General features: G+C 68.4%; 15 protein-coding genes and 4 tRNA genes. 15 read left to right on the top strand and 4 right to left on the bottom strand.

The genetic code is table 11. The features are described 5' to 3' along the window. Window positions 1-153 precede the first annotated feature (153 nt). Both Q8O14_10475 and Q8O14_10480 read right to left on the bottom strand, forming a co-directional pair. Window positions 154-1,059 (bottom strand): proline dehydrogenase family protein, encoded by a 906-nt coding sequence (locus Q8O14_10475; protein MDP2361163.1) that lies wholly within the window; start codon window positions 1,057-1,059, stop codon window positions 154-156. Between the two features lie 19 nt (window positions 1,060-1,078). Then, window positions 1,079-2,410: a hypothetical protein gene (locus Q8O14_10480; protein ID MDP2361164.1), complete on the bottom strand. Its 1,332-nt coding sequence runs from the start codon at window positions 2,408-2,410 to the stop codon at window positions 1,079-1,081. 135 nt (window positions 2,411-2,545) lie between these two features. On the opposite strand from Q8O14_10480, the gene Q8O14_10485 reads away from it, so the two are divergent. Next, a complete protein-coding gene (locus tag Q8O14_10485) occupies window positions 2,546-4,030 on the top strand; it encodes an FAD-dependent oxidoreductase (GenBank protein MDP2361165.1) in 1,485 nt (494 codons plus the stop codon). On the opposite strand, the gene Q8O14_10490 is transcribed toward Q8O14_10485, so the two are convergent. Together Q8O14_10490 and Q8O14_10495 are read right to left on the bottom strand one after the other, a co-directional pair. Next, complete coding sequence (locus Q8O14_10490) at window positions 4,031-4,753, bottom strand: hypothetical protein (GenBank protein MDP2361166.1); 723 nt, start codon at window positions 4,751-4,753, stop codon at window positions 4,031-4,033. Window positions 4,754-4,794: 41 nt separating this feature from the next. Then, complete coding sequence (locus tag Q8O14_10495) at window positions 4,795-5,364, bottom strand: DUF5698 domain-containing protein (GenBank protein MDP2361167.1); 570 nt, start codon at window positions 5,362-5,364, stop codon at window positions 4,795-4,797. Between the two features lie 153 nt (window positions 5,365-5,517). Between Q8O14_10495 and Q8O14_10500 the strand changes: the two genes are divergently transcribed. From Q8O14_10500 to Q8O14_10565, 14 genes are all read left to right on the top strand, one after another. Next, on the top strand, window positions 5,518-7,089 hold the full coding sequence (locus Q8O14_10500; GenBank protein ID MDP2361168.1) for a hypothetical protein: 1,572 nt from the start codon (window positions 5,518-5,520) through the stop codon (window positions 7,087-7,089). A gap of 139 nt (window positions 7,090-7,228) precedes the next feature. Beyond that, window positions 7,229-9,862: an AAA family ATPase gene (locus tag Q8O14_10505; protein MDP2361169.1), complete on the top strand. Its 2,634-nt coding sequence runs from the start codon at window positions 7,229-7,231 to the stop codon at window positions 9,860-9,862. 291 nt (window positions 9,863-10,153) lie between these two features. Continuing rightward, complete coding sequence (locus tag Q8O14_10510; protein ID MDP2361170.1) at window positions 10,154-10,915, top strand: UDP-2,3-diacylglucosamine diphosphatase; 762 nt, start codon at window positions 10,154-10,156, stop codon at window positions 10,913-10,915. Continuing rightward, on the top strand, window positions 10,912-11,676 hold the full coding sequence (locus Q8O14_10515; protein MDP2361171.1) for a hypothetical protein: 765 nt from the start codon (window positions 10,912-10,914) through the stop codon (window positions 11,674-11,676). The genes Q8O14_10510 and Q8O14_10515 overlap by 4 nt, the downstream gene beginning before the upstream one ends. Continuing rightward, complete coding sequence (locus Q8O14_10520; protein MDP2361172.1) at window positions 11,676-13,820, top strand: PBP1A family penicillin-binding protein; 2,145 nt, start codon at window positions 11,676-11,678, stop codon at window positions 13,818-13,820. The genes Q8O14_10515 and Q8O14_10520 overlap by 1 nt, the downstream gene beginning before the upstream one ends. Before the next feature lie 76 nt (window positions 13,821-13,896). Next, complete coding sequence (locus tag Q8O14_10525) at window positions 13,897-14,661, top strand: hypothetical protein (protein MDP2361173.1); 765 nt, start codon at window positions 13,897-13,899, stop codon at window positions 14,659-14,661. Then, complete coding sequence (locus Q8O14_10530) at window positions 14,661-15,485, top strand: ubiquinone/menaquinone biosynthesis methyltransferase (GenBank protein MDP2361174.1); 825 nt, start codon at window positions 14,661-14,663, stop codon at window positions 15,483-15,485. Before Q8O14_10525 ends, Q8O14_10530 begins: the two co-directional genes overlap by 1 nt. A 265-nt stretch (window positions 15,486-15,750) precedes the next feature. Next, window positions 15,751-18,114, top strand: a complete 2,364-nt coding sequence (locus tag Q8O14_10535; protein ID MDP2361175.1) for a hypothetical protein — start codon at window positions 15,751-15,753, stop codon at window positions 18,112-18,114. A 147-nt stretch (window positions 18,115-18,261) separates the two neighbouring features. Continuing rightward, window positions 18,262-18,335: transfer RNA gene (locus tag Q8O14_10540), tRNA-Pro, on the top strand. Between the two features lie 77 nt (window positions 18,336-18,412). Further along, entirely contained in the window at window positions 18,413-20,938 is a 2,526-nt protein-coding gene (gene leuS / locus Q8O14_10545; protein ID MDP2361176.1) for a leucine--tRNA ligase, read from the top strand. A 209-nt stretch (window positions 20,939-21,147) separates the two neighbouring features. Next, window positions 21,148-21,230: transfer RNA gene (locus Q8O14_10550), tRNA-Tyr, on the top strand. Window positions 21,231-21,296: 66 nt separating this feature from the next. Continuing rightward, window positions 21,297-21,369, top strand: a tRNA-Gly gene (locus Q8O14_10555). 16 nt (window positions 21,370-21,385) lie between these two features. Further along, window positions 21,386-21,458: transfer RNA gene (locus Q8O14_10560), tRNA-Thr, on the top strand. Window positions 21,459-21,547: 89 nt separating this feature from the next. Next, window positions 21,548-21,820 (top strand): GTP-binding protein (locus Q8O14_10565; protein ID MDP2361177.1); only part of this gene is annotated, 273 nt, incomplete at its 3' end.

Below are 21,820 nucleotides of genomic sequence, written 5' to 3' on the forward strand. Positions count from 1 at the left end.
CGACTTCGTCGATCGCTACAATGCCCATTGGCGGCTCGAAAAGCTGGGCTATCTGACTCCCTTCGAGGCCCGTCAAGCCGCCACCGTCAGGCAGGTCGCCTGATGTCTAAAACCGTGTCCAAAGAACCGGGGGCGACACACGCTCTGGAAAGTTCAATGGCGGCGGAAGAAATCCCGGATGAAATGCATGACGAGGTCGGGGTTCTCCTTGAGCCGCCGGGTGCTGTAGGCGAACCAGGCCTCGCCGAAAGGCACATAGACCCGCAACTTGTGGCCCTGGGCCACGATGCGGCGACGGAGGGCCGGCAGGACACCCAGCAGCATCTGAAACTCGTAACGATCGCGCGGCAGGCCCAGGTCTGCGATGATGCGCATGGCGCCATCCACCAGGAACTGGTCGTGGGTGGCGATGCCGACGTAGTTGCCCGCCTCCAACAGGGCCTTCAGACAGCGCAGGTAGTTGTCGCGGATCTCCTGGTGGCCGTGGAGGGCGAGGTGGGCCGGCTCCTTGTAGATGCCCTTGCAGAGGCGCAGGTGGGTGCGCGCCGGGATGAGGCGGCCCTGGATGTCATCCATCGTCCGCCGCAGGTAGGCCTGGATCACCACCCCCACATGGCCGGGAAAGTCCCGCTGCAGCTCATCGTGGAGATCGAGCGTGGCGGTGGTCCAGGGCGTGTCCTCCATGTCGATGCGCACGAAGTTCCCGTGCTGGGAGGCCCGGGCCAGGATGCGCCGGCAGTTGGCCCGGCACAGTTCCAGATCGAGGGCCATGCCCATCTGGGTCGGCTTGACGCTGACATTGGCGTCCAGCCCTTCCGCGGCGATGCGGTCCAGCACCTGCAGGTAGAGGTCGGCATAGGCCGTCGCCTCCTCCGGGCGCAGGATGTGCTCCCCCAACACGTCAAGAGTCAGGCAGCAGCCTTCCGCCATCAGCTCCCGGCCGACGCGCACGGCGTCGTCCAATTGCTCGCCGCTGATGTAGTGCCGGGACAAATGGCCGACCAGGCGCTTGGGGAAGTAGGGCAGTGTATTGGCAACCAATTGGTTGAAGGCGGACATGGATCCTCCGGTTAAGGGGTCAGGATTTTGATAGCTCACCGCCCCGACGGCCGTACTCCGCATTGAGACGCTTCATCAGCGGGTCCGGGTTGAGGGCCTGATCGATCGTGTAGGCGCTGCCGGTGATCACCACCAAATCCCGGTGGCCCCGCCGTGCCTCGGCCCGGGCCAGGGCCTTCCGCGGGTCGGGCACCACCTCCGTCGCCAATGCGGGATAGGCGTCACGGCACTCCGCGGCCAGTTGCTCCGGATCGCGGCCGGCATAGGAGGCGCTTGTGAAAATGACGCAAGCTGTTCGATGGACCAGCGGCGCCAGCATGGGGGCCAAGGGACGGTTGCGGCTGGCGCCGAAGACCAGGAGGAGGGGCCGCCCGGGATGGCGCAGCTCCAACTCGGCGGCCAAGGCGGCCAACTTGTCCGGATTGTGGGCCACGTCGGCCAGCAGGTGCGGACCGGCCTGCCAGAAGCGACCGGGAAGCGGAGCGACGTCCAGCATGCTTGCCAGGGCGGCCGCGGGATCCAGCTCCGGCGCCACTATCCTGATGACGGTGGCGGCCAGGGCCAGATTGAGCCAGCCATGGGGTGGCCGTGTTCCGGCGACGCCCAGGCTGTCCGCCAGAGCCCGCGTCTCCTCCTCCTGCCGCGGTCCGACCAGATGGAGGGGCGACTTCTCCTCTTCGGCCACGCGGCGCACCACCGCCAACCCTTCGCCGGTGGCCGCCGTCACCAGCGGAACCCCCGCGCGGGCGATCCCCGCCTTCTCCAGGGCCCGTTGCCACACGCAATGACCCAGGGTCTCCGGGTGGTCGCGTCCCACGTTGGTCAGCACACAACAGACGGGCGTGATGGCCATGGAGGGGGCGTAGCGCCCGCCCACTCCTGTCTCGACCAGACCCCAGCGCAAGCCGGCCTCGGTAAAAGCGTGGAGGGCAAGCAGGATGCCGGCCTCGGCAAAGCTCAGGCAGCGGTCGGGATCCGGCTCGCCACGATCGAGGGAATGGGGACGCACCACCGTGCGCCACAGGCGGGCCCACTCCCTCCTCGGCAGGGGCCGGCCGCCGATGGTGCAGCGTTCGATGAAGTCGAAGAGGTGCGGATTGGTCATGGCACCGGCGCCACCCGCCGGATGGAGAGCGGCCTCGAGCATGCGGCAGACGGTACCCTTGCCATTGGTGCCCGCCACGTGGATCAGGCGGGCGGGATGCCCCTGCGGCCAGAATCCCTCGATGGATCGCTGGAGCCAGCGGATGCGCAACAACTTGCGGGCGGCCCACTGGTCGTGATACAACTCGTCGACGGTGCTGAGGTAGGAGGGATCGAAGTCGGGGGGGAGCGGGTCCAGCTCCGTCATGGGAGACTCCCGGATTCCGAGGGACTGTGCTGGCCGGACCTCCCGCGCCGCGCTTCAATATCGCACCAGGACCGCTTACCTACATTGGCCGGCGCGGCCTCCGGGAAGTCCGGAGCCCGGTCCTGGAAGGAGACCATGGCCGAGCGACTGGTGATCATCGGTGGCAATGCGGCCGGGTTGGCCGCCGCCCTGGCGGCGCGCCGCCGTCACGCCGCCCTCGACATCCTTGTCCTGGCGGCGGAGTCCGCGGTCTCCTTCGGCGCCTGTGGCATGCCCTACAACCTGGCCGATCCCGCCCGTGCCGCGGAGGATCTCCAGGTCCGTCCGCTGGCCGCTTTCCGGGAGGCGGGCATCCAGGTGGCGCTGGGCCATCGCGTCCGTCACGTGGATCTGGAGCGGGGCATCCTGCGGGTGGAGAGGCGTGAGGCAGGCGGGGAGCAGGAGCTGACCTGGGACCGCCTGGTGGTCGCCAGCGGGGCGCAAGGCCGCGCCCTGGCCCTGCCCGGACTGCCGGAGACGGCCATTCATCAATTCCGCTCCCTGGACGACCTGCGCCGGCTGAAGGCCTTGTGCCACCCGCCGGCCACGGCCGTGGTGGCGGGGGCCGGACTGGTGGGTGTGGAGCTGTGCGAGGCGTTGCGCACGCTGGGGCTGGATGTGGTCCTCGTCGATCCCCTTGACCTGCCGCTCAACCCCTTTCCCCGACCCATCCGGTTGGCGGCCCGCGACGAACTGGAGCGGCATGGCGTCGAGCTTGCGTTGGGTGGACAGCTGATCGCCGGCCGGATCGTGGACGGCTTGCCGCCGCATCTGCTGTTGGACCTGCGGTCCGAAAGCGGCGGGGCGAGGCGGATCCGGGCGCAGTTGTTGATCAATGCCGCGGGCCAACGGCCCGCAACGGGTTTCCTGCAGGGAAGCGGGCTGCTGGACGATGGGGGCGCCCTGCCCGTGGACGAGACGATGCGCACGGGCCATGCGCGGGTGTGGGCGGCCGGCGATTGTGTCACGAGATCGCCCGTGGTTCCGCCGCTACACGGCGAAAGCGGCTTCGTCTGGAATCCGCAGGCCCGCGAGGCGGTGGCCGGCGGCCGCGTGGCCGGCTGGAACGCGGCCGCCGGCCCAGGCGATCACCGTCGCCTGGCGCCAGGACCACAGACCATGATCGTGCGTTGTTTCGGATTGGAGTTGGCCCGCTGCGGCCGTCTGTGGTTGCGGGAAGAGCCGGACCCGGTGGCGCCGGAGCCGTCCAGGGAGGAAATCGTACGCGGCCTGCTCGGTCTGGGCGGTCTGACCGGGCCACGCTCCAACATGCCGGCCGCTTCCGCCGCGTTGCGGCGTGCCCACGCCGCCGCCCGCACCCTGGGCCATGCCATGCCCGGCTCCGGGCGTCTCGAAGTATGGCTGGAAGCGGCGGCCGACGGCCTCCTGCGCGGAGGCGCCATCCTGTCGGAAGGGGGGGGCGGCGCCCAGCGCATCAATGTGCTGGCCGCCCTGCTGCAGTCGGGGGGCACGGCGGAGGATCTGGCCGGCCTGGACCTGGCCTACAGCCCGCCCTTCGGACCGCTGGCCGACCCGCTCATCCAGGCCGCCCGGCGCCTGGGGCGCGCCCTGGCGCCATGATCAGAAGATGATGCCGAACTTGAACAGCTCCACGTCGAGCAGGTAGTCCTCGCCCAGCAGGCCGTCGTTGCGCAGGTCCACGTCCTCGCCCCCGAAGTAGCGGCCCAGGAGCAGGTTGCAGTTCCAATAGAGCCGCGATGAACGGGCGCGGAATCCGAAACCCCCGTATACACCCACCTTGTCCACGGTGAGCCGCTCGCCATCGTCCAGCTCCCAGTCGAAGGGATTGTTACTCGTCCGCCCGCTCAGCCAAGCCTGGCGCATGCCCGCCACCCAGTAGAATCCCGAGCGACGGCGGCTGAGATAACTGCGCAGTTGCAGGTCCACCAGCGTGGCACGAAAATCAGTGTCGTCATTGACACTGCGATGCCAGATGGGCATCACCACCTCCAGCCGCGAGCGCGGAGGGAACCAGATCAGGGATCCGCTGTACATGCGCGTGTCGCCCGCCGTGCTGGCCAGGGCCAGAGGCACGTTGACGGCGATGGCAAAGGCGCCGTCGGGGAAGGGATCGATCTGCAGGATCTCGCGCTTCAGTTGCTCCTGCCCCTTGAGCAGCTCCTGCTGCTGGACAAGCAGGGTGTCGAGCTTCTCGTCCATCGTGCGTGGGGCGGCCTGCTCGGCCGCGCGGGCACTTGGGACTAGGAGCAGCGCGATGAACAGGAGGAGGAGCACCGGACCAGCTTGTTCCATCAACGGCAGGGGAGGTCTGAATGCCTTCATGCTTGTTTCCTCAACTGGTGCGTGGAGGCGAGCGTCGGTCACTATTTCTTTTTCATCCAGGCCCGCCACCCGGTCGCGCTGGGTAGCGGCAGGGGCTGCATTGTACTGCTTTCGAAGGCTGGTTCCACCACAAAGAAGAGCTTGGGATCGATCCGGCGGCCCAGCTCCACCCAGCGTGCCACGTCCTTGCGCTCGCAGAGGAAGTAGAGGAGCAGGCGCTCCCCGTCCCGCCCCTCGCCCCGGAAGACGGTGACGGGCTGTCCGGCTTCGCGCAGTTGACGGGCGATCTCCCCTCCCTCGGCGGAGATGATGCGCAGGACTCGCCGACCCATGGCCAAGCGCCGCTCCACCAGGATGCCCACGGCGTTGCCCGAGGCGAAACCTCCCGCGTACATGAGCAGGATGAACGGATTGTGCGAGGCCGTCTGGATGACCTGGCTGATGGCGAAGACCCAGATCAGCACTTCGAAGAAGCCCAGCACCACCGAGATGCGGATGTGGCCCGCCACCACGGCCAGGGTGCGCACCGTTCCCATGGACACGTCGATGATGCGCAGGAGGAAGACGAGCAAGCCCAGCTGCCAGGGGGAAAGCAGGTTCAGCCAATCCATCACGCGCCTCCATGATCCGGGCCGGGCCGTCCATCGCCGGCCTCCGCCACCGTCAATGTGCCGCCCGCGTGCCGCCCCCGCAAGCGGGCCGCCGGGGCGAGCCCTACCTTGAGTGTGCGCAGCGGAGGTGCAAGGGCGGCAAGGAGGAGAAGGATGTTCATCGATGAAGCCCGCCATCTGGTTCGCGCCCATGCCATGGCGCAGCGGGAGTTGTTGACGGCCTGGGAGAGAATCCGGCTGGACTTCCTGGGCGGGCGGGCGGATGGCGAGGCGATGGTGGCCGCCCGCCAGGCCCGTTGGCGGACCCAGGCCGATCAAGCTCTCTTCCTCCAGGTGCAGGAGGCCGCGCTGGGATCCATGGATGACGAAGGCCTGGACCAGCAGGTGCAGGCCCTCTTCATGGAACTGGCGGCCTGTCATGGCGAGCCCGCACTCCGCCAGCGGCAGGACCGCCTGCTCACGGGTCTGGAATCCCGTTGGCTGGAGCGGCCGGCACCGGCCGGGGGCCGCCCCATGGACCGGCGCGATCTGGAGCAGGTGCTGGCCCGGGCGCGGTTGGGGGAGGAACGCCAGGTGGCCTGGGTGGCCTTGTGCGCCCCGGTCCGTGCCGGAGCCGCCGAGGCTTTGGAGTGGCTGCGGCTGGAATCGATGGCGGCGCAGGCGGCGGGCTATCCCTCGCTGCCCGAGGAGCAGGGCCAGCGCCTGGGCCTGTCTCCCGGCGCCGTGAGGGTCTGGCTGGACCTCTTGTCCTCCACGTTGGGAGCCGGGATCCGGCGGGCGGCCGGCGAGGTGCTGGCGGAGACGGCCTCCGGCCTGGGACGAGCGGCCGACCAGCTGGACACGGCCGCCCTGGGCGCCCTCTACCCGGCCGGGACGGCAGGACGCGCCGGCCTGGGCGAGCCCGCCTTCCTGCAAGCGCTGCAGGAACGCGACCCGCTCGAGCTGCTGCGCGACAGCGCTGATTTGCTGGGCCTGGAGATTGAGGAAGCGCTGGCTCGCTGGGTCACGCGTGTTCCCTGGCTTCCCGCCGCCCTGGAGGAGATGGTGGAGGGGCCGGCGGGATACTGGCCGGTCGTGCTCTTGCATGTGTCGCCTGACTGGCGGTGCGCCTGCACCGCCCTGACGGCGCTGGGGCGGACTCTGGGCTGCCGGGCCGGCGCCGTGCTCGCGCGGCGGGCGGACGAGGAGGAGGGACCGGCCTTCCCCCTGGAGGCCCTGTTGGGCGAAACCTTCGGCGCCATGCTGGCCCGCTTGCCGGGTTCCCCGGACTGGACGGAGCGTTTGCTGGAACAGCGGCATCCCGCCGCCGGAGCTTGGTGGCAACGCCGCGCCCTGCTGGCGCTGGGGGAGGACCTGCTACGCCTGGAGTGGCTGATCCAGGCCCCGGACCTCTCCCTGACCGAGGCCGGGGAGCTGTGGCTGGTCCTGCGCGAGCAATGGCTGGCGCTGCCGGCCCGTTCGGATGAAGCGGAGCTGTGGGCGGCGGACCCCCTGCTGACCCTGCGTCCCCGGGAGGCCGTCCAGCGGGTGGCCGCCCGGATCCTGGGCGCCTCGCTGCGGGCCGAGTGGGGCGGTTCCGAGCCTGGTGCGGATCCGGAACTGGGCGGCCGCCTGCTCGACGCCTGCACGGCGCCCCCCGCGCCCGAGGGCTGGGGCGAGGCGCGGGAGCGGCTGCTGGACCTGCTCGATCCGCGCCACCTGGCGGCGGAGAGCGGCATCGCCTGACGGCCGCTCCTGGCCCGGTCCTTGCTTCTTCCAGGCCGATTGCTTCCGCCAATGGCCGGAGCGGAACCCTGCCGCCCGCGCTGGCAGGGAATGGCAGGAGTGGCCTGCCAACCTGGCGGAGCCCTGACAAGGAGAGCCCATGTTGTCCATGGACCGCTTGACGCACCGCACGCAGCAGAGCCTGGAACAGGCGGCCGGGCTGGCCGCCACCCTGGGCCACCAGCAGGTGGAGACGAATCATCTGTTGCGCATCCTGGCGGGCGACCCGCAGAGCGTCCTCGCCACCGCTCTCAGGAAGCTGGGTCTTTCCCTCCCCGAGGCGCTGGCCGCCTTCGACGAGCGTGTGGCCCGCCTGCCCAAGGTGGAAGGGGCCGGGCAAGTCTACCTCTCGCGGCTCCTCACCCGCCTGCTGGGGGAGGCCAAGAATCAAGCCGACCGCCTGGGTGACGAGTACGTGGCGACCGAGCACATCCTCCTGGCCGCGCTGGAGGAGTCGGCGCGCACCCGGGCGGAAGACGGCGCCGGCTGGCTGCGCGCCCATGGTCTGGACGCCGAGACCCTGCTCCGCCTGCTCAAGGAGATCCGCGGCCACCAGACGGTGAGCGATCCCGACGCCGAATCCCGCTACCAGGCCCTCTCCAAGTACGCCGTGGACCTGGTCGAGCAAGCGGAGAAAGGCCGCCTCGATCCCATCATCGGGCGCGACGAGGAGATCCGCCGCGTCATCCAGGTCCTCTCCCGTCGCACCAAGAACAACCCCGTCCTCATCGGGGATCCGGGTGTGGGCAAGACGGCCATCGTCGAGGGCATCGCCCTGCGCATCAAGGACGGCGACGTCCCCGAGAGCATGAAGGACAAGCGCCTGCTCGCCCTCGACCTGGGCGCGCTGGTGGCCGGCGCCAAGTTCCGCGGCGAGTTTGAGGAGCGCCTCAAGGCGGTGTTGAAGGAAGTGGCCCGCTCGGAGGGACGCAGCATCCTTTTCATCGACGAGCTGCACACGGTGGTGGGAGCGGGGGCCGCCGAGGGCTCCATGGACGCCGCCAACTTGCTCAAGCCGATGCTGGCCCGCGGTGAGCTGCGCTGCATCGGCGCCACTACCACGGCCGAGTACCGCAAGCACATCGAGAAGGACGCCGCCCTCGAGCGCCGTTTCCAACCGGTCATGGTGGCGGAGCCAGACGCCGAGAGCACGATCAGCATCCTGCGCGGACTCAAGGAGCGCTACGAGCTGCATCACGGCATCCGCATCAAGGACGCCGCCCTGGTGGCGGCCGTGGAGCTGTCCGGCCGCTACATCGCCGACCGCTTCCTGCCGGACAAGGCCATCGACCTGATGGACGAGGCGGCCAGCCGGTTGCGCGTCCAGATCGACTCGCTGCCCGAGGAGCTGGACGAGACGGAGCGGCGTGTCCGCCAGCTGGAGATCGAGTCCCGCGCCCTGCGGCTGGAGGATGACAATGAGAGCCAGGAACGTCTGGTGGCCGCCGAGCGGGAACTGGTCGACCAGAAGAGCGTGGCCGCCGCCCTGCGCGACCAGTGGCAGCGGGAGAAATCCCACATCCAGCAGTTGAGCGACGTCAAGGAGCGCATCGAGAAGACGCGCCTCGAGCTGGAGGAGGCCGAGCGTCGCGGCGACTACGACCTCGCGGCCCGCCTCACCCACGGCACCCTGCGCCAGCTGGCTGGGGAGAAGGCGGAGCGCGAGCGCGCCCTGGATGAGGCGCGCCGGGAGCATGGCCTGCTCAAGGAGGAGGTGGGGGCGGAGGACATCGCCGAGGTGGTGTCGCGCTGGACGGGCATCCCCGTCACGCGGCTGGTGGAGAGCGAGCGCGACAAGCTCTTGCATCTCGAGGACCGCCTGCGCCGCCGGGTGGTGGGCCAGGATCGCGCCCTGGAGGCGGTGGCCGCCGCCATCCGCCGCAGCCGCAGCGGACTGGCCGATCCCAACCGCCCGCTGGGGAGCTTTCTCTTCCTGGGCTCGACGGGCGTGGGCAAGACGGAACTGGCCAAGGCCCTGGCCGAGGAACTCTTCGACGACGAGCGGGCCTTGTTGCGATTCGACATGAGCGAGTACATGGAGAAGCACTCGGTGAGCCGGCTCATCGGCGCCCCGCCCGGCTACGTGGGCCACGAGGAGGGCGGCCAGCTCGCGGAGGCCCTGCGCCGCCACCCCTTCTCCGTGCTGCTCTTCGACGAGATCGAGAAGGCCCATCCGGACGTGCTCAACGTCCTGCTCCAGCTGCTCGACGACGGGCGCCTCACCGATGCCAGGGGCCGTCTTGTGCGGGGCACCAACTGCGTCCTCATCATGACCTCCAACCTGGGCGGGCAGCGCATGGCCGAGCGCCTGCGCGGACAGCCCGGCGCCGATCCCCTGCTGGCCGGCATGGAGCTGGAGGAGGAGGTGCTGGAGCTGCTGCGCGCCACCCTCAAGCCGGAGTTCCTCAACCGCATCGACGACGTGGTTGTCTTCCGGTCGCTGGACCGCGCGACCCAGGCCCGCATCGTGGACCTGCAGCTGGACCGGGTCCGTGCCCGGCTGGCTCCGCACAAGGTAGAGCTGGAGGCGGAGCCGGCAGCGCTTGAGCGCCTGGCCGAGCTGGGCTTCGACCCCGTCTACGGGGCGCGGCCCGTCAAGCGCCTTATCCAGAAAGAGGTGGTGGATCGGGCCGCCCAGCTCTTCATCTCGGGAGGGATTCAAGGCGGACAGCATCTGCGCCTCGCCTGTGACGGGGCGGGGGGCTTCTCCTTGCGGCCTGTCCCCCCGGCCTGACAGCCTGCCTGGCTTGTCCACTGGCGCAGGAAAACTTTGCCGTGGTGTCCGACCATGGGTCGGACACCTGATCCGGGACGTGGACACCAGCCGGCCTCCACCCACCCGCCGCCAACGACCGTCCGCACCGCGTGTCGCCCGCGAACCTGGGGCGATGGGGAGGCCGGCGACGGCAGCTTCGCCTGTGGCGCAGGCAGGCATCGCCATGGGCAACTTCTGCCAGGGTGTCCGACCCTTGGTCCGACACCTGTCCATCGATCAGACACTTCCCGCGGTTTCCGAACTTCCTTCATGAAGCCGGTTTTTCTGGTGAGCGACATCCATGCCGGAATCCGCGACGACGGGGACGAGGCCCCCCGCCTGGCGGATTTCCACGCCTTGCTGGAGCGGGCCCGGAGCGAGGGTTCGGAGCTGGTCGTGCTGGGCGACCTCTTCGACTTCTGGTTCCAGTGGCGGGAAGTGGTGCCCAGCCGCCACCTGCCCTGGCTGGAGGCGCTGCGCCAGACGACGCGGGGAGGCCTGCCCGTCACGCTCCTGCCGGGCAACCACGACTTCCACCTGACCGGCCTGCTGGAAAGCCATGTCGGCCTGCACCTGCCCGGCGACGGGGAGCGGCGCGACCTGCTGGGGACCCGCGCCCTGCTGCATCACGGCGACGGGCTGGACCCCCGCGAGCGTGGCTACCGGCTCATGCGGAGGGTCTTCCGCAGCCGCTGGGCACAGGCCGCCTTCCGCTGGCTGCACCCCGACCTGGGCATGCGCCTGGCCGACCACATGGGCGGCGGCGACCGGCAGCGCACCTGGAGCGGGGAGGACTTGTGCGCCTACCTGCGCCGGGCATTGCCGGAGGTGCTGCGGGAGGATGACGGCCTCATGGTCATGGGCCACGTCCATGCGGCCGGCCGCTTCCATTGGCGGCAAACGCTGGTGGTCACCCTGCCTCCCTTCATGAGTCCGGCCCGCGGCCACGCCACCTGGGACGGTGCGGAGTTGGCCTTCCATTACCTGCATCCCCATCTGGCGGTGGATGCCGTCGAGGAGAGCCTGGCATGAGCATCACCTGGGACGACCTGAGGCGTGAGCTGGAGCAGGGCGGTCCCGCCGCCGCCATGGACCTGGTGCGCAGCGGAGAGGACTCCGCGTGGATCGAGGGCTGGACGGTCCTGCTGCAGGGCGCCGGCCAGCAGCCCTGGTCCGGCCGCTCCTTCGACGCCTTGATCGAGTTGTATCACGCCGCCATGGCCGATGCGATCACCCTGGCAGAGCGCCACCGCGCCGGGCAGTCGGGGCAGGCCGAGCGGCTGACCGACCAGGCCAACATCTGGTCCTACAACCTGGCGGCCGACTTGGCCGAATGCTGGCCCGGCGACGAGGCCCCGCGGGAGCGTCGCCACCTCGAGGCCGGCCTCCAAGCCGCGCTGGACTGCCTGGCCTGGCGCGAACAGCTGGACAAGGGGGATTTTCCCTTCGCCCTCGCCTGGTGGGCGCGCGGCATGCACGAGCTGTCTCTGGGCCGACCCAAAGAGGCCATGGCCAGCTTCTCCCGGGCCGTCGAGCGGGGCCGCGCCCTGGCGCGCGCCGAGGGACGCGACGAGGCGGCGACGGCCGACTCCGTCTACATGCTGCTGTTGAACGAGGGCTACCTGGGCCTTGCCGAGACGGCGGCCGGGATTGGCACCGGCCGTGAACGGCTGGAGCGCGCGCTGGCCGCCTTCATCGCCCAGGCGGCCAAACGACCGGAGGAGGCCGAGGACGCCGCCTTCGGGATGGACCAGCTGCGCTGGGTGGCCAAACGCATCCTCCCGGACGCCTGATGCCGCCACGCCTGCCGACGCCGCGAAGGGAGGACCGCCCGGGGCTGATCGCCCGCCACCCCCTGGCCTTCTTCCTGCTCGCCCTGCTGTCGCTCATGGCCAGCCTGGGCGGCGCCGGCCTGTGGTGGCTGTGGCAGGGCCTGCCCTCTGTCGAGAACCTGGAACGCTACCGGCCCCTCCTCTCCAGTCGATTGCTGGACCAGAAGGGCCGCCTCATCGGTCAGTACTTCCTGGAGAAGCGGGATCAGGTGCCGCTGGAGGAGATCTCGCCCTGGCTGGTGGAGGCGCTGGTGGCCACCGAGGACCGCCGCTTCCGATCGCATTGGGGCGTGGACCTGGTGCGGGTGGGCACCGCCGCCGCGGTGGACCTGGCGACCCTGAGCTATGCGCAGGGGGCCTCCACCATCTCCCAGCAGCTGGCGCGCAACCTCTACCTGACCCGCGAGAAGCGGTTGACGCGCAAGTTGCGCGAGGTCCTGACCGCCATCCAGATCGAGCGCCACTACTCCAAGGACGAGATCCTTGAGATGTATCTCACCCAGGCCTACTTCGGCCATGGCGCCTATGGCATCCAGCAGGCCGCGCAACGTTTCTTCAACACGGACGCGCGCCAGCTGGACGCCGCCCAGTCCGCCCTCCTCATCGGTCTGCTCAAGGCGCCGCGCCGCTACTCGCCCTACCATCGCCCGGAGCAGGCCCTGGCCCGCCGCAACACCATCCTCCACCTGATGCGCCGCCACGAGGTCCTGCGCGACGACCAGCTGGCCGAGGCCCTGGCCCGTCCCCTGGGGGTGGCGACCGGCGACCGGTCGCTGGCGGGGCGCGCCCCCTACTTCATGGAGTACGTGCGTCTGCAGCTGGAGGACATGCAGGAGCGCCTGGGGGTGGACATCTACCGGGACGGGCTGGAGATCCGCTCCACCCTCGACCTGGACATGCAGCAGGCGGCGGAGGAGGCCTGCGCCGCGGGCGTGGCCCGCCTGGATTCCATTTCCATGGCCAGCTTCCTGCGCCGCGACTGGCTGGCCTGGGCCCGCACCGAGCATCCCGGCTGGAGCGAGGACCGGCTGCGCGCCCTGCGACGTGATCCCGCCCACCAGGTCCTGCTCGACAGCCTGCTGTTGGTGCAGGCCGCCTTGGTCGCCCTGGAGCCTGGATCGGGCGCCATCCGGGCACTGGTGGGTGGCCGGGATTTCGAGCGGAGCCGCTACAACCGGGTCGTGCAGGCCGTGCGGCAGCCAGGGAGCGCCTTCAAGCCTTTTGTCTACACCGCCGCCATCGACAACGGCTATCCGCCCACCTTCCGCATCTCCAATGGACCGCTCTCGGTGGAGGACGGCACGGGCAAGCTGTGGTCGCCCCAGAACTACGACGGCAAGTTCGGTGGCATGACCACCCTGCGCAACGGCCTCAAGGAGAGCTACAACTTGGTGGCCGTGCGCCTGCTCATGGACGTGGTGCCGCCTGATCTGGTCGTCCGCTACGCGCGGCAAATGGGCATCAGCACGCCCATCCACACCGATCTGGCCATGGCGTTGGGAGCGAGCGGCGTGCGCCCGCTCGAGCTGGTCTCCGCCTACTCCTGCCTGGCCAATGGCGGCATCCACCACACACCCTTTTCCGTGCTGGAGCTGCGGGACAGGCAGGGCCATGTGGTCTGGCGGCACCGCCCGGCCAGCCGCGAGGCGCTTTCCGGCGCCACCGCCGCCCTGATGACGGACATGCTAGGCACGGTGATGGACGAGGGGACGGGATCCTCGGCGCGCTGGCGTCACAACTTCCGCGCCCCGGCGGCAGGCAAGACGGGGACGACCAACGCCTACACGGATGCCTGGTTCGTGGGCTACACACCCCTGTTGGCCTGCGGCGTCTGGCTGGGCCACGACGACCCGCGCTTCAGCCTGGGGTCGGGCATGGCCGGCGGCCAGGCCGCCCTGCCCGTCTGGGCGCAGTTCATGCGTGAGAGCTATCTCCGCCTCCAGCTGCCGGAGCTGCCCTTCGAGCGGCCGGCGAGCATCGTCGAGCTGGACATCTGCGCCGATTCATACGAACTGGCGGGGCCTTTCTGCCCGCACACGATTCGCGACCGCTTCCTGAAGGCCTACCAGCCGACCGGCGGCTGCACGCTTCACCGGATCAACTGAGGGGCGGATCCGGCCGGCCCGCCCGCGACCTGCGGTGACGGAACATCGTCCACGCGACGTCCTTGACTGGGAGGAGATGATGAGAGCACAATGGTTTTTGACGCTGTTTGTCCTGCTGGCGGCTTGGCCGGTGCGCGGCCAGGCCACTGATGCGGCGGCCTTGATCGCCCGGTGCGACGACGCCTGCGCCCGCTACGACCTCGAGCAGTCCCAGGCCCTGGCCGTCCAGGCCCTGGCCGCGGCGCCGAGCGCTTATGATGGCATGTGGCGTCTGGTGCGGGCCCAGGTGGATCTGGGCGAGCAGGCCCAGGACGCCGGGCGCGACGAGGAGGCTGAAGCCTGGTTCACGAAAGCCCTGGCGCAGAGCAAGGAACTGGCCGCCCGCCACCCGGGACAGAGCATGGCCCACTACTACCGGGCCTTGGCCCTGGGCCGGCGCGCCCTCTTCGCCGGCAGCCGTGAGGCCGTCCAACTGTCCCAGGATGTGGAGAAGGCGGCGCTCAGGGCCCTGGAGCTGGACCCCGGCAATAGCCGGGCGCACGGCCTGATTGGGCGCTACTACCGCGAAATGGCCCACCTGAGCTGGGTGAAGCGCAAGCTGGCCGAGACCCTCTTCGGCAAGCTGCCCGAGGGGGGCGACGAGCTGGCCCTGGCCCACCTGCGCCAGGCCGTCGCCCTGGAGCCGGGCTGGGTCTTCGCCTGGTTCGAGCTGGGCGAGACGCTGTCGGTGATGGGCCGCCCGGCCGAGGCGCGCGAAGCCTTCACCAAGGCCGTCCAATTGCCGAAGACAGACCACCGGGACGACCGGCTCAAGGCCGAGGCCCGGCGCCGGCTGGGTTGATGGCCGACCGATCCGCCGAGGGCACGGAGGCCGACCGCCTGTCCCGTGAGACCGGCGCCCGCCGCAAAGCCGGCGTGGGCGCCATGTTCGACCGCATCGCGGCGCGCTACGACCTGCTCAACCATCTGCTAAGCGGCGGCACCGATCTGCTCTGGCGGCGTCACGCCGTGCGCGCCCTGGAGGTGAAGGCCGGCGGTCTTTATCTGGACCTGGCCGCGGGAACAGGCGATTATGCCTTCACCATCCTGGCCCGCCAGCCTGACTGCCGCGTGCTGGCCCTGGATTTGGCGCCGCGCATGCTGGAGCGCATGGGGGAGAAGGCGCGGCGCCGTGGTCTGACGGAGCGGGTATGCCTGCTGCGGGGCGACGGAGAACGCCTGCCCCTGGCCGACGCCAGTCTGGACGGGTTGGCCATCGGCTACGGCATCCGCAACTTCCCGGACAAGCGCCAGGCTCTGCTCGAGTGCGGACGAGTCCTCAAAGCGGGCGGCCGCCTGGCCATCCTCGAACTGGCCGGCATACCCCATCCCCTGCTACGGCGCCTCTTCGGCCTCTACTTCCGGCTGCTGCTGCCCGTCATTGGCCGCCTCGTCTCCGGGGATGCCATGGCCTACTCCTACCTGCCGGCCTCGGTGGAGCAATTCCCTCCACGGGAGCAGTTCCTGGCCTGGATGCGCGAAGCAGGGCTGGCCGACGCCCATTGCCGTGAACTGAGTCTTGGCGTCTCCACCCTCTTCATCGGGACGCGTCTGACCGGACCGACCACGCTGGTCGAGGGGAACATCGCCGCACCTGATGAAACCACAGCCAGGCAGAAATTCTGACGGATTGGCCGGGTCGCCCGTCCATGCCGGTTTACACCGAGTCCTGTCAACGATATCCGAATATCTCAGTGTCAGCCCTGTTCGAAATCCGGCGTCCGGCCTGCTCCAATCTCTGTGCAGCAGGTTGTTAAGCTGTTGTGAGATATGCATATAGCAACCAAGGCTGGCTGGTCCATTCTTTGCAGTGCCATCATTCCCGATTGCTGTCACGCAACGGGTCCTACAGAAAGCCATCCTATCGCGTCAATTATTGAAAGGGTACCCGATGAGCAAGCAACTCCTGTTGACCCTGCTGGTGGCGGGCGTGGCCGGTGCGGCCGTCGTCACGCCGCCGGTGGTCCATCCCCAGGCCGCTGCGGGAAGGGTCATTCCGGTGACCGTCACGAATCTGGACACGGGCGTGTCCGAGCGTGTGGACCGCGACGTCTCCTATGATTTCAACGGCGACACCCAGGGCTGGAACAGCTTTGGCACCGGCCGCCAGGAGGATACCTGGCATGTGGAGCCGGTGGGACACGGCGGCACTTACACGAACACCTGGTGGAGCGCCAACGCCGGCGTGGGCGGCTACCTTAACAGCAGCTTCGTCTATCTGCAGACGCCGGCCATCAATCTGGCGGGGGCCGTCAACCCCACGCTCAGCTTCGCCCTGTACTACGCCACGGAAGCCCCGGGCGGCGAACCGGTGGGCTACAACGGCTGGGACGGCTGCAACGTGTGGGCCTCCACCAACGGCGGCGCCACCTGGAACGTGATCAGCGGCACCCCGGCCTACACGGCCAGCAGCTCCTACGCCTTCGGCGTGGAGTTCGGCATGGGGCCCAACATCCCGCAGTGGGGCGGCACGGCCGCGAACTGGGCCAACGCCAGCTTCAGCCTCAACTCCTTCGTGGGCCAGAGCGACGTGCGCCTGCGCTTCGTCATGTGCGCCGACCCGGCCTATGACTACACGGACAACCCGGCCATGACCGGCATGTGGGTGGACAACATCGTGGTGGCGGCGGCCGGCACCCTGTGGGCCGACGACGGCGTCAACAACACGGGCGGCGCTCCCGTCCACGGCTACTATGTCTACGGCAACGAATGGGCCCACACCGGACAGGAGTGGCGTTGCACCAATGGCGTCAACCTGGGCTGCTACGTGGTTAGTCCCTGGATCACCTACACCCCGCCCTCCATCATCGAGGTGGTGCAGGACATTCGTTGCGACCTGCCAGACAGCGACGGCAACAACGACGGCTTCCTTGAGGACTACTTCTACATCGAGTGGACAGCCGACGGCAGCACCTGGACGACCCTGACCTACGACTACACAGGCGCTTCGCGTCCGGACTGGCAGAACCAGTACTACACCTACACGAACAGCGACGTGTTCAACGGCGGCCTGCGCTTCACCCGTTCCACCGGCACCCAGGTCAAGCTGCGCTATCGCATCCGCACGGACGGCGACAACGATGGCGGCCAGGGCACCGGCCTCTGGGTGGACAACGTGGAGGTGACGACGGCCAACGTGCCGACCAACGACCTGGCCATGAAGAAGTTCTGGATCAACTATCCGCGCAACGTGGGCGTGACCCAGTATCCCAAGGGCGAGATTTCCAACGAGGGAGCCGCCCAGCAGACCAACGTGCGCGCCTCCTGGACCGTCTACAACGCCACGACCAACGCCGTGGTGAAGGCCCACTCTTTCATGAACAACACGGCGGCCACCATCGATCCACTCACCAGCATCCGCGTGGAGCAGACCTCGGCCGCACCAGCCACCTGGAAATGGACGCCGGCCACGGCCGAGAACTACACGGTGAAAGTCTACACCACGCTGGCCAGCGACGCCAACCGCGCCAATGACACCCTGACGGTGCCGGTGTCCGTCTTCGAACCCAACATCGGCTTCCTCCGGTACGACTACAGCACCTCTTCGGCCTGGACCCTTTCCCAGAACGACGGGGAGGACGGTGCCCTGGTCCGCTACGATCCCATCAGCGAGCCCTGGACGGCCCAGTTCCTCTTCGCCCGTCTCTACAGCCTCGTGGCGGGCGACCAGGTGAACATCGTGGTGCACGCCGCCGGCCCCAACGACGACACGCCGGGCGCCCTGCTGGGCGAGTACACGACCACGGTCACGGGCCCCGAGGACGTCTACCCCAACTACCTGATCCGCTACGTGGGCACCATTCCGCACCTGCGCTGCATGGACCAGCCGGTGTGGGTGGGCGTGCGCACCAACACCCACAACGTCACCGGCGTGGTGGGCCTCTCCGCGGATAACGGCGGCCCCTACTGGGTTGGTCATACCTACCGCTACGACTACGAGACCAACATCGCCACGCCCTGGAACGGCGACCTCAACATGTGGCTGCAGGTGGACTGGGGCGTCGAGTCCGAGATCCCCTTCACCATCGAGCTGGACGGCGCCCGCGTGGGCAGCAACTACGTCCTGAGCTGGAATTCCCCCGGCCCGGTGGACGGCTACCTGGTCTACCGCAGCGCGGACGGCTACTTCACTCCGGGAACCCCGGTGGCGAACCTGCCCAAGGAGACCACCACCTGGTCGGATCCCCTGGTTCCGACCGGCCGCTTCTTCTACAAAGTGGTGGGCTACAACGGCCTCTGTTCCGTCGCGGAATAGCCTGGGCCGCACCCTCGGATTTTTGGCGCCCCGTCGCATCCGCGGCGGGGCGCCTTCTCTCCCGGCCGGGCGGGACACCATGTTCAGGCCCTCAATAAATTGACTCTCGTCGGCGGGCACTCTATCTTATCCGCTTGCCAAAAAGTCCGGGGCGTGGCTCAGTCCGGTAGAGCGCTCGGTTCGGGACCGAGAGGTCGCTGGTTCGAATCCAGTCGCCCCGATATCCACCTGTGAAATCCGCCGGGCAGCGACCAGCACGCGACCCAGCGGATTTCGCATATCTGGTTGCGGAGGCCCCATGTCGACCTACGAGCCCGCCGCCATCGAGGCCCGCTGGCAGGCCCATTGGCTGGAGCACAGAACCTTCAAGAGCGAGGTCGACCCCGCCCGGCCCAAGTATTACGTCCTCGACATGTTCCCCTATCCCTCGGGAGACGGGCTGCACGTGGGCCACCCGGAGGGCTACACGGCCACCGACATCCTGGCCCGCTGGAAGCGCATGCAGGGCTTCAATGTGCTGCATCCCATGGGTTGGGACGCCTTCGGCCTGCCCGCCGAGCGTCATGCCGAGCGCACGGGCCAGCACCCCGCCGACATCACGGCGCGCAACTGTGCCAACTTCAAGCGGCAGATCCAGAGCCTGGGCCTCAGTTACGACTGGGATCGGGAGCTGGCCACGACCGACCCCGACTACGTGCGCTGGACCCAGTGGATCTTCCTCCAGCTCTTCAACAAGGGCTTGGCCTACCCCGCCGAGGTGGCGGTCAACTGGTGCCCGGCCCTGGGCACCGTGCTCGCCAACGAGGAGGTCAAGGACGGGCGCTACGTGGAGACGGGGGATCCGGTCGAGAAGCGCCGCATGCGCCAGTGGATGCTGCGCATCACCGAGTATGCGGAGCGGCTGCTGCAGGATCTGGAGGAGGTGGACTGGCCCGAGGGCATCAAGACCATGCAGCGGGAGTGGATCGGGCGCAGCGAGGGCGCTGAAGTGGTCTTCGCCGTGGCCGACCAGCCGGCCGAGTTCACGGTCTTCACCACGCGCCCGGACACGCTCTTCGGGGCCACCTACTGCGTGCTGGCGCCCGAGCATCCACTGGTGGACCGCATCTGCACAGCCGACCAGCGCGCAACGGTGGAGGCCTACGTCAAGGCGGCCCAGGCCCGCAGCGATGTGGATCGGGCCGACACCTCCCGCGAGAAGAGCGGCGTCTTCACGGGCGCCCACGCCCTCAACCCGGTGGACGGCCGACGCTTGCCCATCTGGGTGGCGGATTACGTGCTGGGCGGCTACGGCAGCGGCGCCATCATGGCCGTGCCCGGCCATGACCAGCGCGACTGGGACTTTGCCCGCGCCTTCGGCCTGCCCATCGCCGAGGTGGTGTCCGGCGGCGATGTGACGACCGGCGCCTTCACCGACAACGAGGAAGGCGTCCTGGTCAACTCCGGCCTGTTGGACGGACTGAAAGTGCCGGAAGCGAAGCGTCGCATCACGGCCTGGCTGGAGGAGCAGGGCCGCGGCCGGGGGATGGTCAACTACAAGCTGCGCGATTGGCTCTTCAGCCGCCAGCGCTACTGGGGCGAGCCTTTTCCGCTCCTGCAGGCCGCCGACGGCACGGTCCGGGCCGTTCGCGAAGTGGACCTTCCCGTGCAGCTGCCCGTGTTGGACAACTTCAAGCCGACGGAGGACGGGCGGCCGCCCCTGGCCCGCGCCGGCGACTGGTGCCGCGTGACCGATCCGGAGACAGGCGAGGTCCTCCTGCGTGAGACCAACACCATGCCCCAGTGGGCCGGATCCTGCTGGTATTATCTGCGCTTTTGCGATCCGCGCAACCAGGAGCGAGCCTGGTCGGAAGAGGCCGAGCGCTACTGGATGCCCGTGGACCTCTACGTGGGGGGCGCCGAACATGCGGTGCTGCACCTGCTCTACGCCCGCTTCTGGCACAAGGTGCTGTATGATCTGGGTCAAGTGCACACGCGCGAGCCCTTTCGCAAGCTATTCAACCAGGGCATGATCCTGGCGGAAAGCTATCGGGACGGCCGTGGCAAGTATCTCAAGCGCAGCGAGGTGGAGCGTGACGGCCGGGGCTGGCGCGTCATTGCCACGGGCCAGCCGGCCGAGGCGCAGATCGAGAAAATGAGCAAGTCGCGCCTCAACGTGGTCAACCCGGATGACATGGTCGCCCGCTATGGAGCGGACGCCATGCGGCTCTACGAGATGTTCATGGGTCCCCTCGACCGGGACAAGCCCTGGACGGAGGAGGGCATCCGCGGTTGTTACAACTTCCTGCGCCGGGTCTGGAGTTTCTTCATCGGGAGCGACGGCGGGTTGTCGCCCCGCCTGGCAGCCGGAGAAGCCGGCCCCGACCAGCTTGCCCTGCTCCACCGCACCATCCGGGCGGTCAGTCTGGATCTGGAGGGTCTGAAGTTCAACACCTGCATCGCGCGCCTGATGGAGTTACAGAACGAGATCATGAAGCAGGACGTCCTCCCGCGCTCCCTGGCCGAGACCTACGTCCTGCTGCTCTCACCCTTTGCGCCCCACCTGGCCGAGGAGCTGTGGGCGCGGCTGGGCCATGGCGGCACCCTTGCTTATGAGGCCTGGCCCACCTGGAATGAGGAGTTCTGCCAGGCGGCCAGCCTGGAGGTGGCCGTGCAGGTCAACGGCAAGGTGCGTGCCACGCTGGCCGTACCGGCGGACATGGCCGACGATCAGGTGCTGGAGCTGGCCCTGGCCCATGAGCGGGTGACGCCTTGGCTGGAGGGCAAGACCCTGCGCTTCCGCAAGCGCGTGGCTCCGGGGGTCGTCTCCATTGCCGTCACTTGAATGGCAGGCGGGTCGCGAAGAGAATCTGAATAGCGATCCGGCCTCTGCCACAGCGGGAAATTATGGGGTGGCGCTTTCATTTCTTCTTGACAATCTGAGCACGAACGCTATATTCAACGTTCTTCGCCGTTTCCTGTGCCAGGGATCCATGTGCGGATGCAGCGGGGATGGCAAGAAACCCTTGTCAGTCAGTCGTTTCTTGAAATGCTGGTAGGGTGCCCGAGTGGTTAAAGGGAGCAGACTGTAAATCTGCCGGCGAATGCCTACGTAGGTTCGAACCCTACCCCTACCATTTGGTCGGCGGCTTGGCGGGCGGAACAGGCGGCGCGCCGCCCAAGGCCCTGCGGTTTGCCAGCGTGCGGGAGTAGCTCATTTGGTAGAGCATCAGCCTTCCAAGCTGAGGGTAGCGAGTTCGAGCCTCGTCTCCCGCTTCCACACTTTGATCCTGCTCGCGTAGCTCAGTAGGTAGAGCGCATCCTTGGTAAGGATGAGGTCACCGGTTCGAATCCGGTCGTGAGCTTCGGGTTGCGACAGCATGGGATCCGCCGTTCGGTGGTTTTTTTTTGTCGGACGGCGTGAGCGGGTTGATGTCAAACGCGGAGTGACGCAATGGCCAAGGCAAAATTCGAGCGTACCAAGCCGCACGTGAACGTGGGCACGATCGGTCACGTGGACCATGGCAAGACGACGCTGACGGCGGCGATCACGCAGGCGCTGGCGAAGAAGGGGCAGGCGGAGTTCCGCAGCTTCGACTCCATCGACAACGCTCCCGAGGAGCGCGAGCGCGGCATCACGATCGCGACGGCGCACGTGGAGTACCAGACGGACGCGCGGCACTACGCGCACGTGGACTGTCCGGGCCACGCGGACTACGTGAAGAAC

The sequence above is a fragment of the bacterium genome (assembly GCA_030685015.1).
Lineage (GTDB): Bacteria > CAIWAD01 > CAIWAD01 > CAIWAD01 > CAIWAD01 > CAIWAD01.

Excerpts from the sequence above, each read along its gene's own strand:
- Q8O14_10475 (MDP2361163.1), bottom strand. The coding sequence starts at position 1,059 with ATGTCCGCCTTCAACCAATTGGTTGCCAATACACTGCCCTACTTCCCC.
- Q8O14_10480 (MDP2361164.1), bottom strand. The coding sequence starts at position 2,410 with ATGACGGAGCTGGACCCGCTCCCCCCCGACTTCGATCCCTCCTACCTC.
- Q8O14_10485 (MDP2361165.1), top strand. The coding sequence starts at position 2,546 with ATGGCCGAGCGACTGGTGATCATCGGTGGCAATGCGGCCGGGTTGGCC.
- Q8O14_10490 (MDP2361166.1), bottom strand. The coding sequence starts at position 4,753 with ATGAAGGCATTCAGACCTCCCCTGCCGTTGATGGAACAAGCTGGTCCG.
- Q8O14_10495 (MDP2361167.1), bottom strand. The coding sequence starts at position 5,364 with ATGGATTGGCTGAACCTGCTTTCCCCCTGGCAGCTGGGCTTGCTCGTC.
- Q8O14_10500 (MDP2361168.1), top strand. The coding sequence starts at position 5,518 with ATGTTCATCGATGAAGCCCGCCATCTGGTTCGCGCCCATGCCATGGCG.
- Q8O14_10505 (MDP2361169.1), top strand. The coding sequence starts at position 7,229 with ATGTTGTCCATGGACCGCTTGACGCACCGCACGCAGCAGAGCCTGGAA.
- Q8O14_10510 (MDP2361170.1), top strand. The coding sequence starts at position 10,154 with ATGAAGCCGGTTTTTCTGGTGAGCGACATCCATGCCGGAATCCGCGAC.
- Q8O14_10515 (MDP2361171.1), top strand. The coding sequence starts at position 10,912 with ATGAGCATCACCTGGGACGACCTGAGGCGTGAGCTGGAGCAGGGCGGT.
- Q8O14_10520 (MDP2361172.1), top strand. The coding sequence starts at position 11,676 with ATGCCGCCACGCCTGCCGACGCCGCGAAGGGAGGACCGCCCGGGGCTG.
- Q8O14_10525 (MDP2361173.1), top strand. The coding sequence starts at position 13,897 with ATGATGAGAGCACAATGGTTTTTGACGCTGTTTGTCCTGCTGGCGGCT.
- Q8O14_10530 (MDP2361174.1), top strand. The coding sequence starts at position 14,661 with ATGGCCGACCGATCCGCCGAGGGCACGGAGGCCGACCGCCTGTCCCGT.
- Q8O14_10535 (MDP2361175.1), top strand. The coding sequence starts at position 15,751 with ATGAGCAAGCAACTCCTGTTGACCCTGCTGGTGGCGGGCGTGGCCGGT.
- leuS (MDP2361176.1), top strand. The coding sequence starts at position 18,413 with ATGTCGACCTACGAGCCCGCCGCCATCGAGGCCCGCTGGCAGGCCCAT.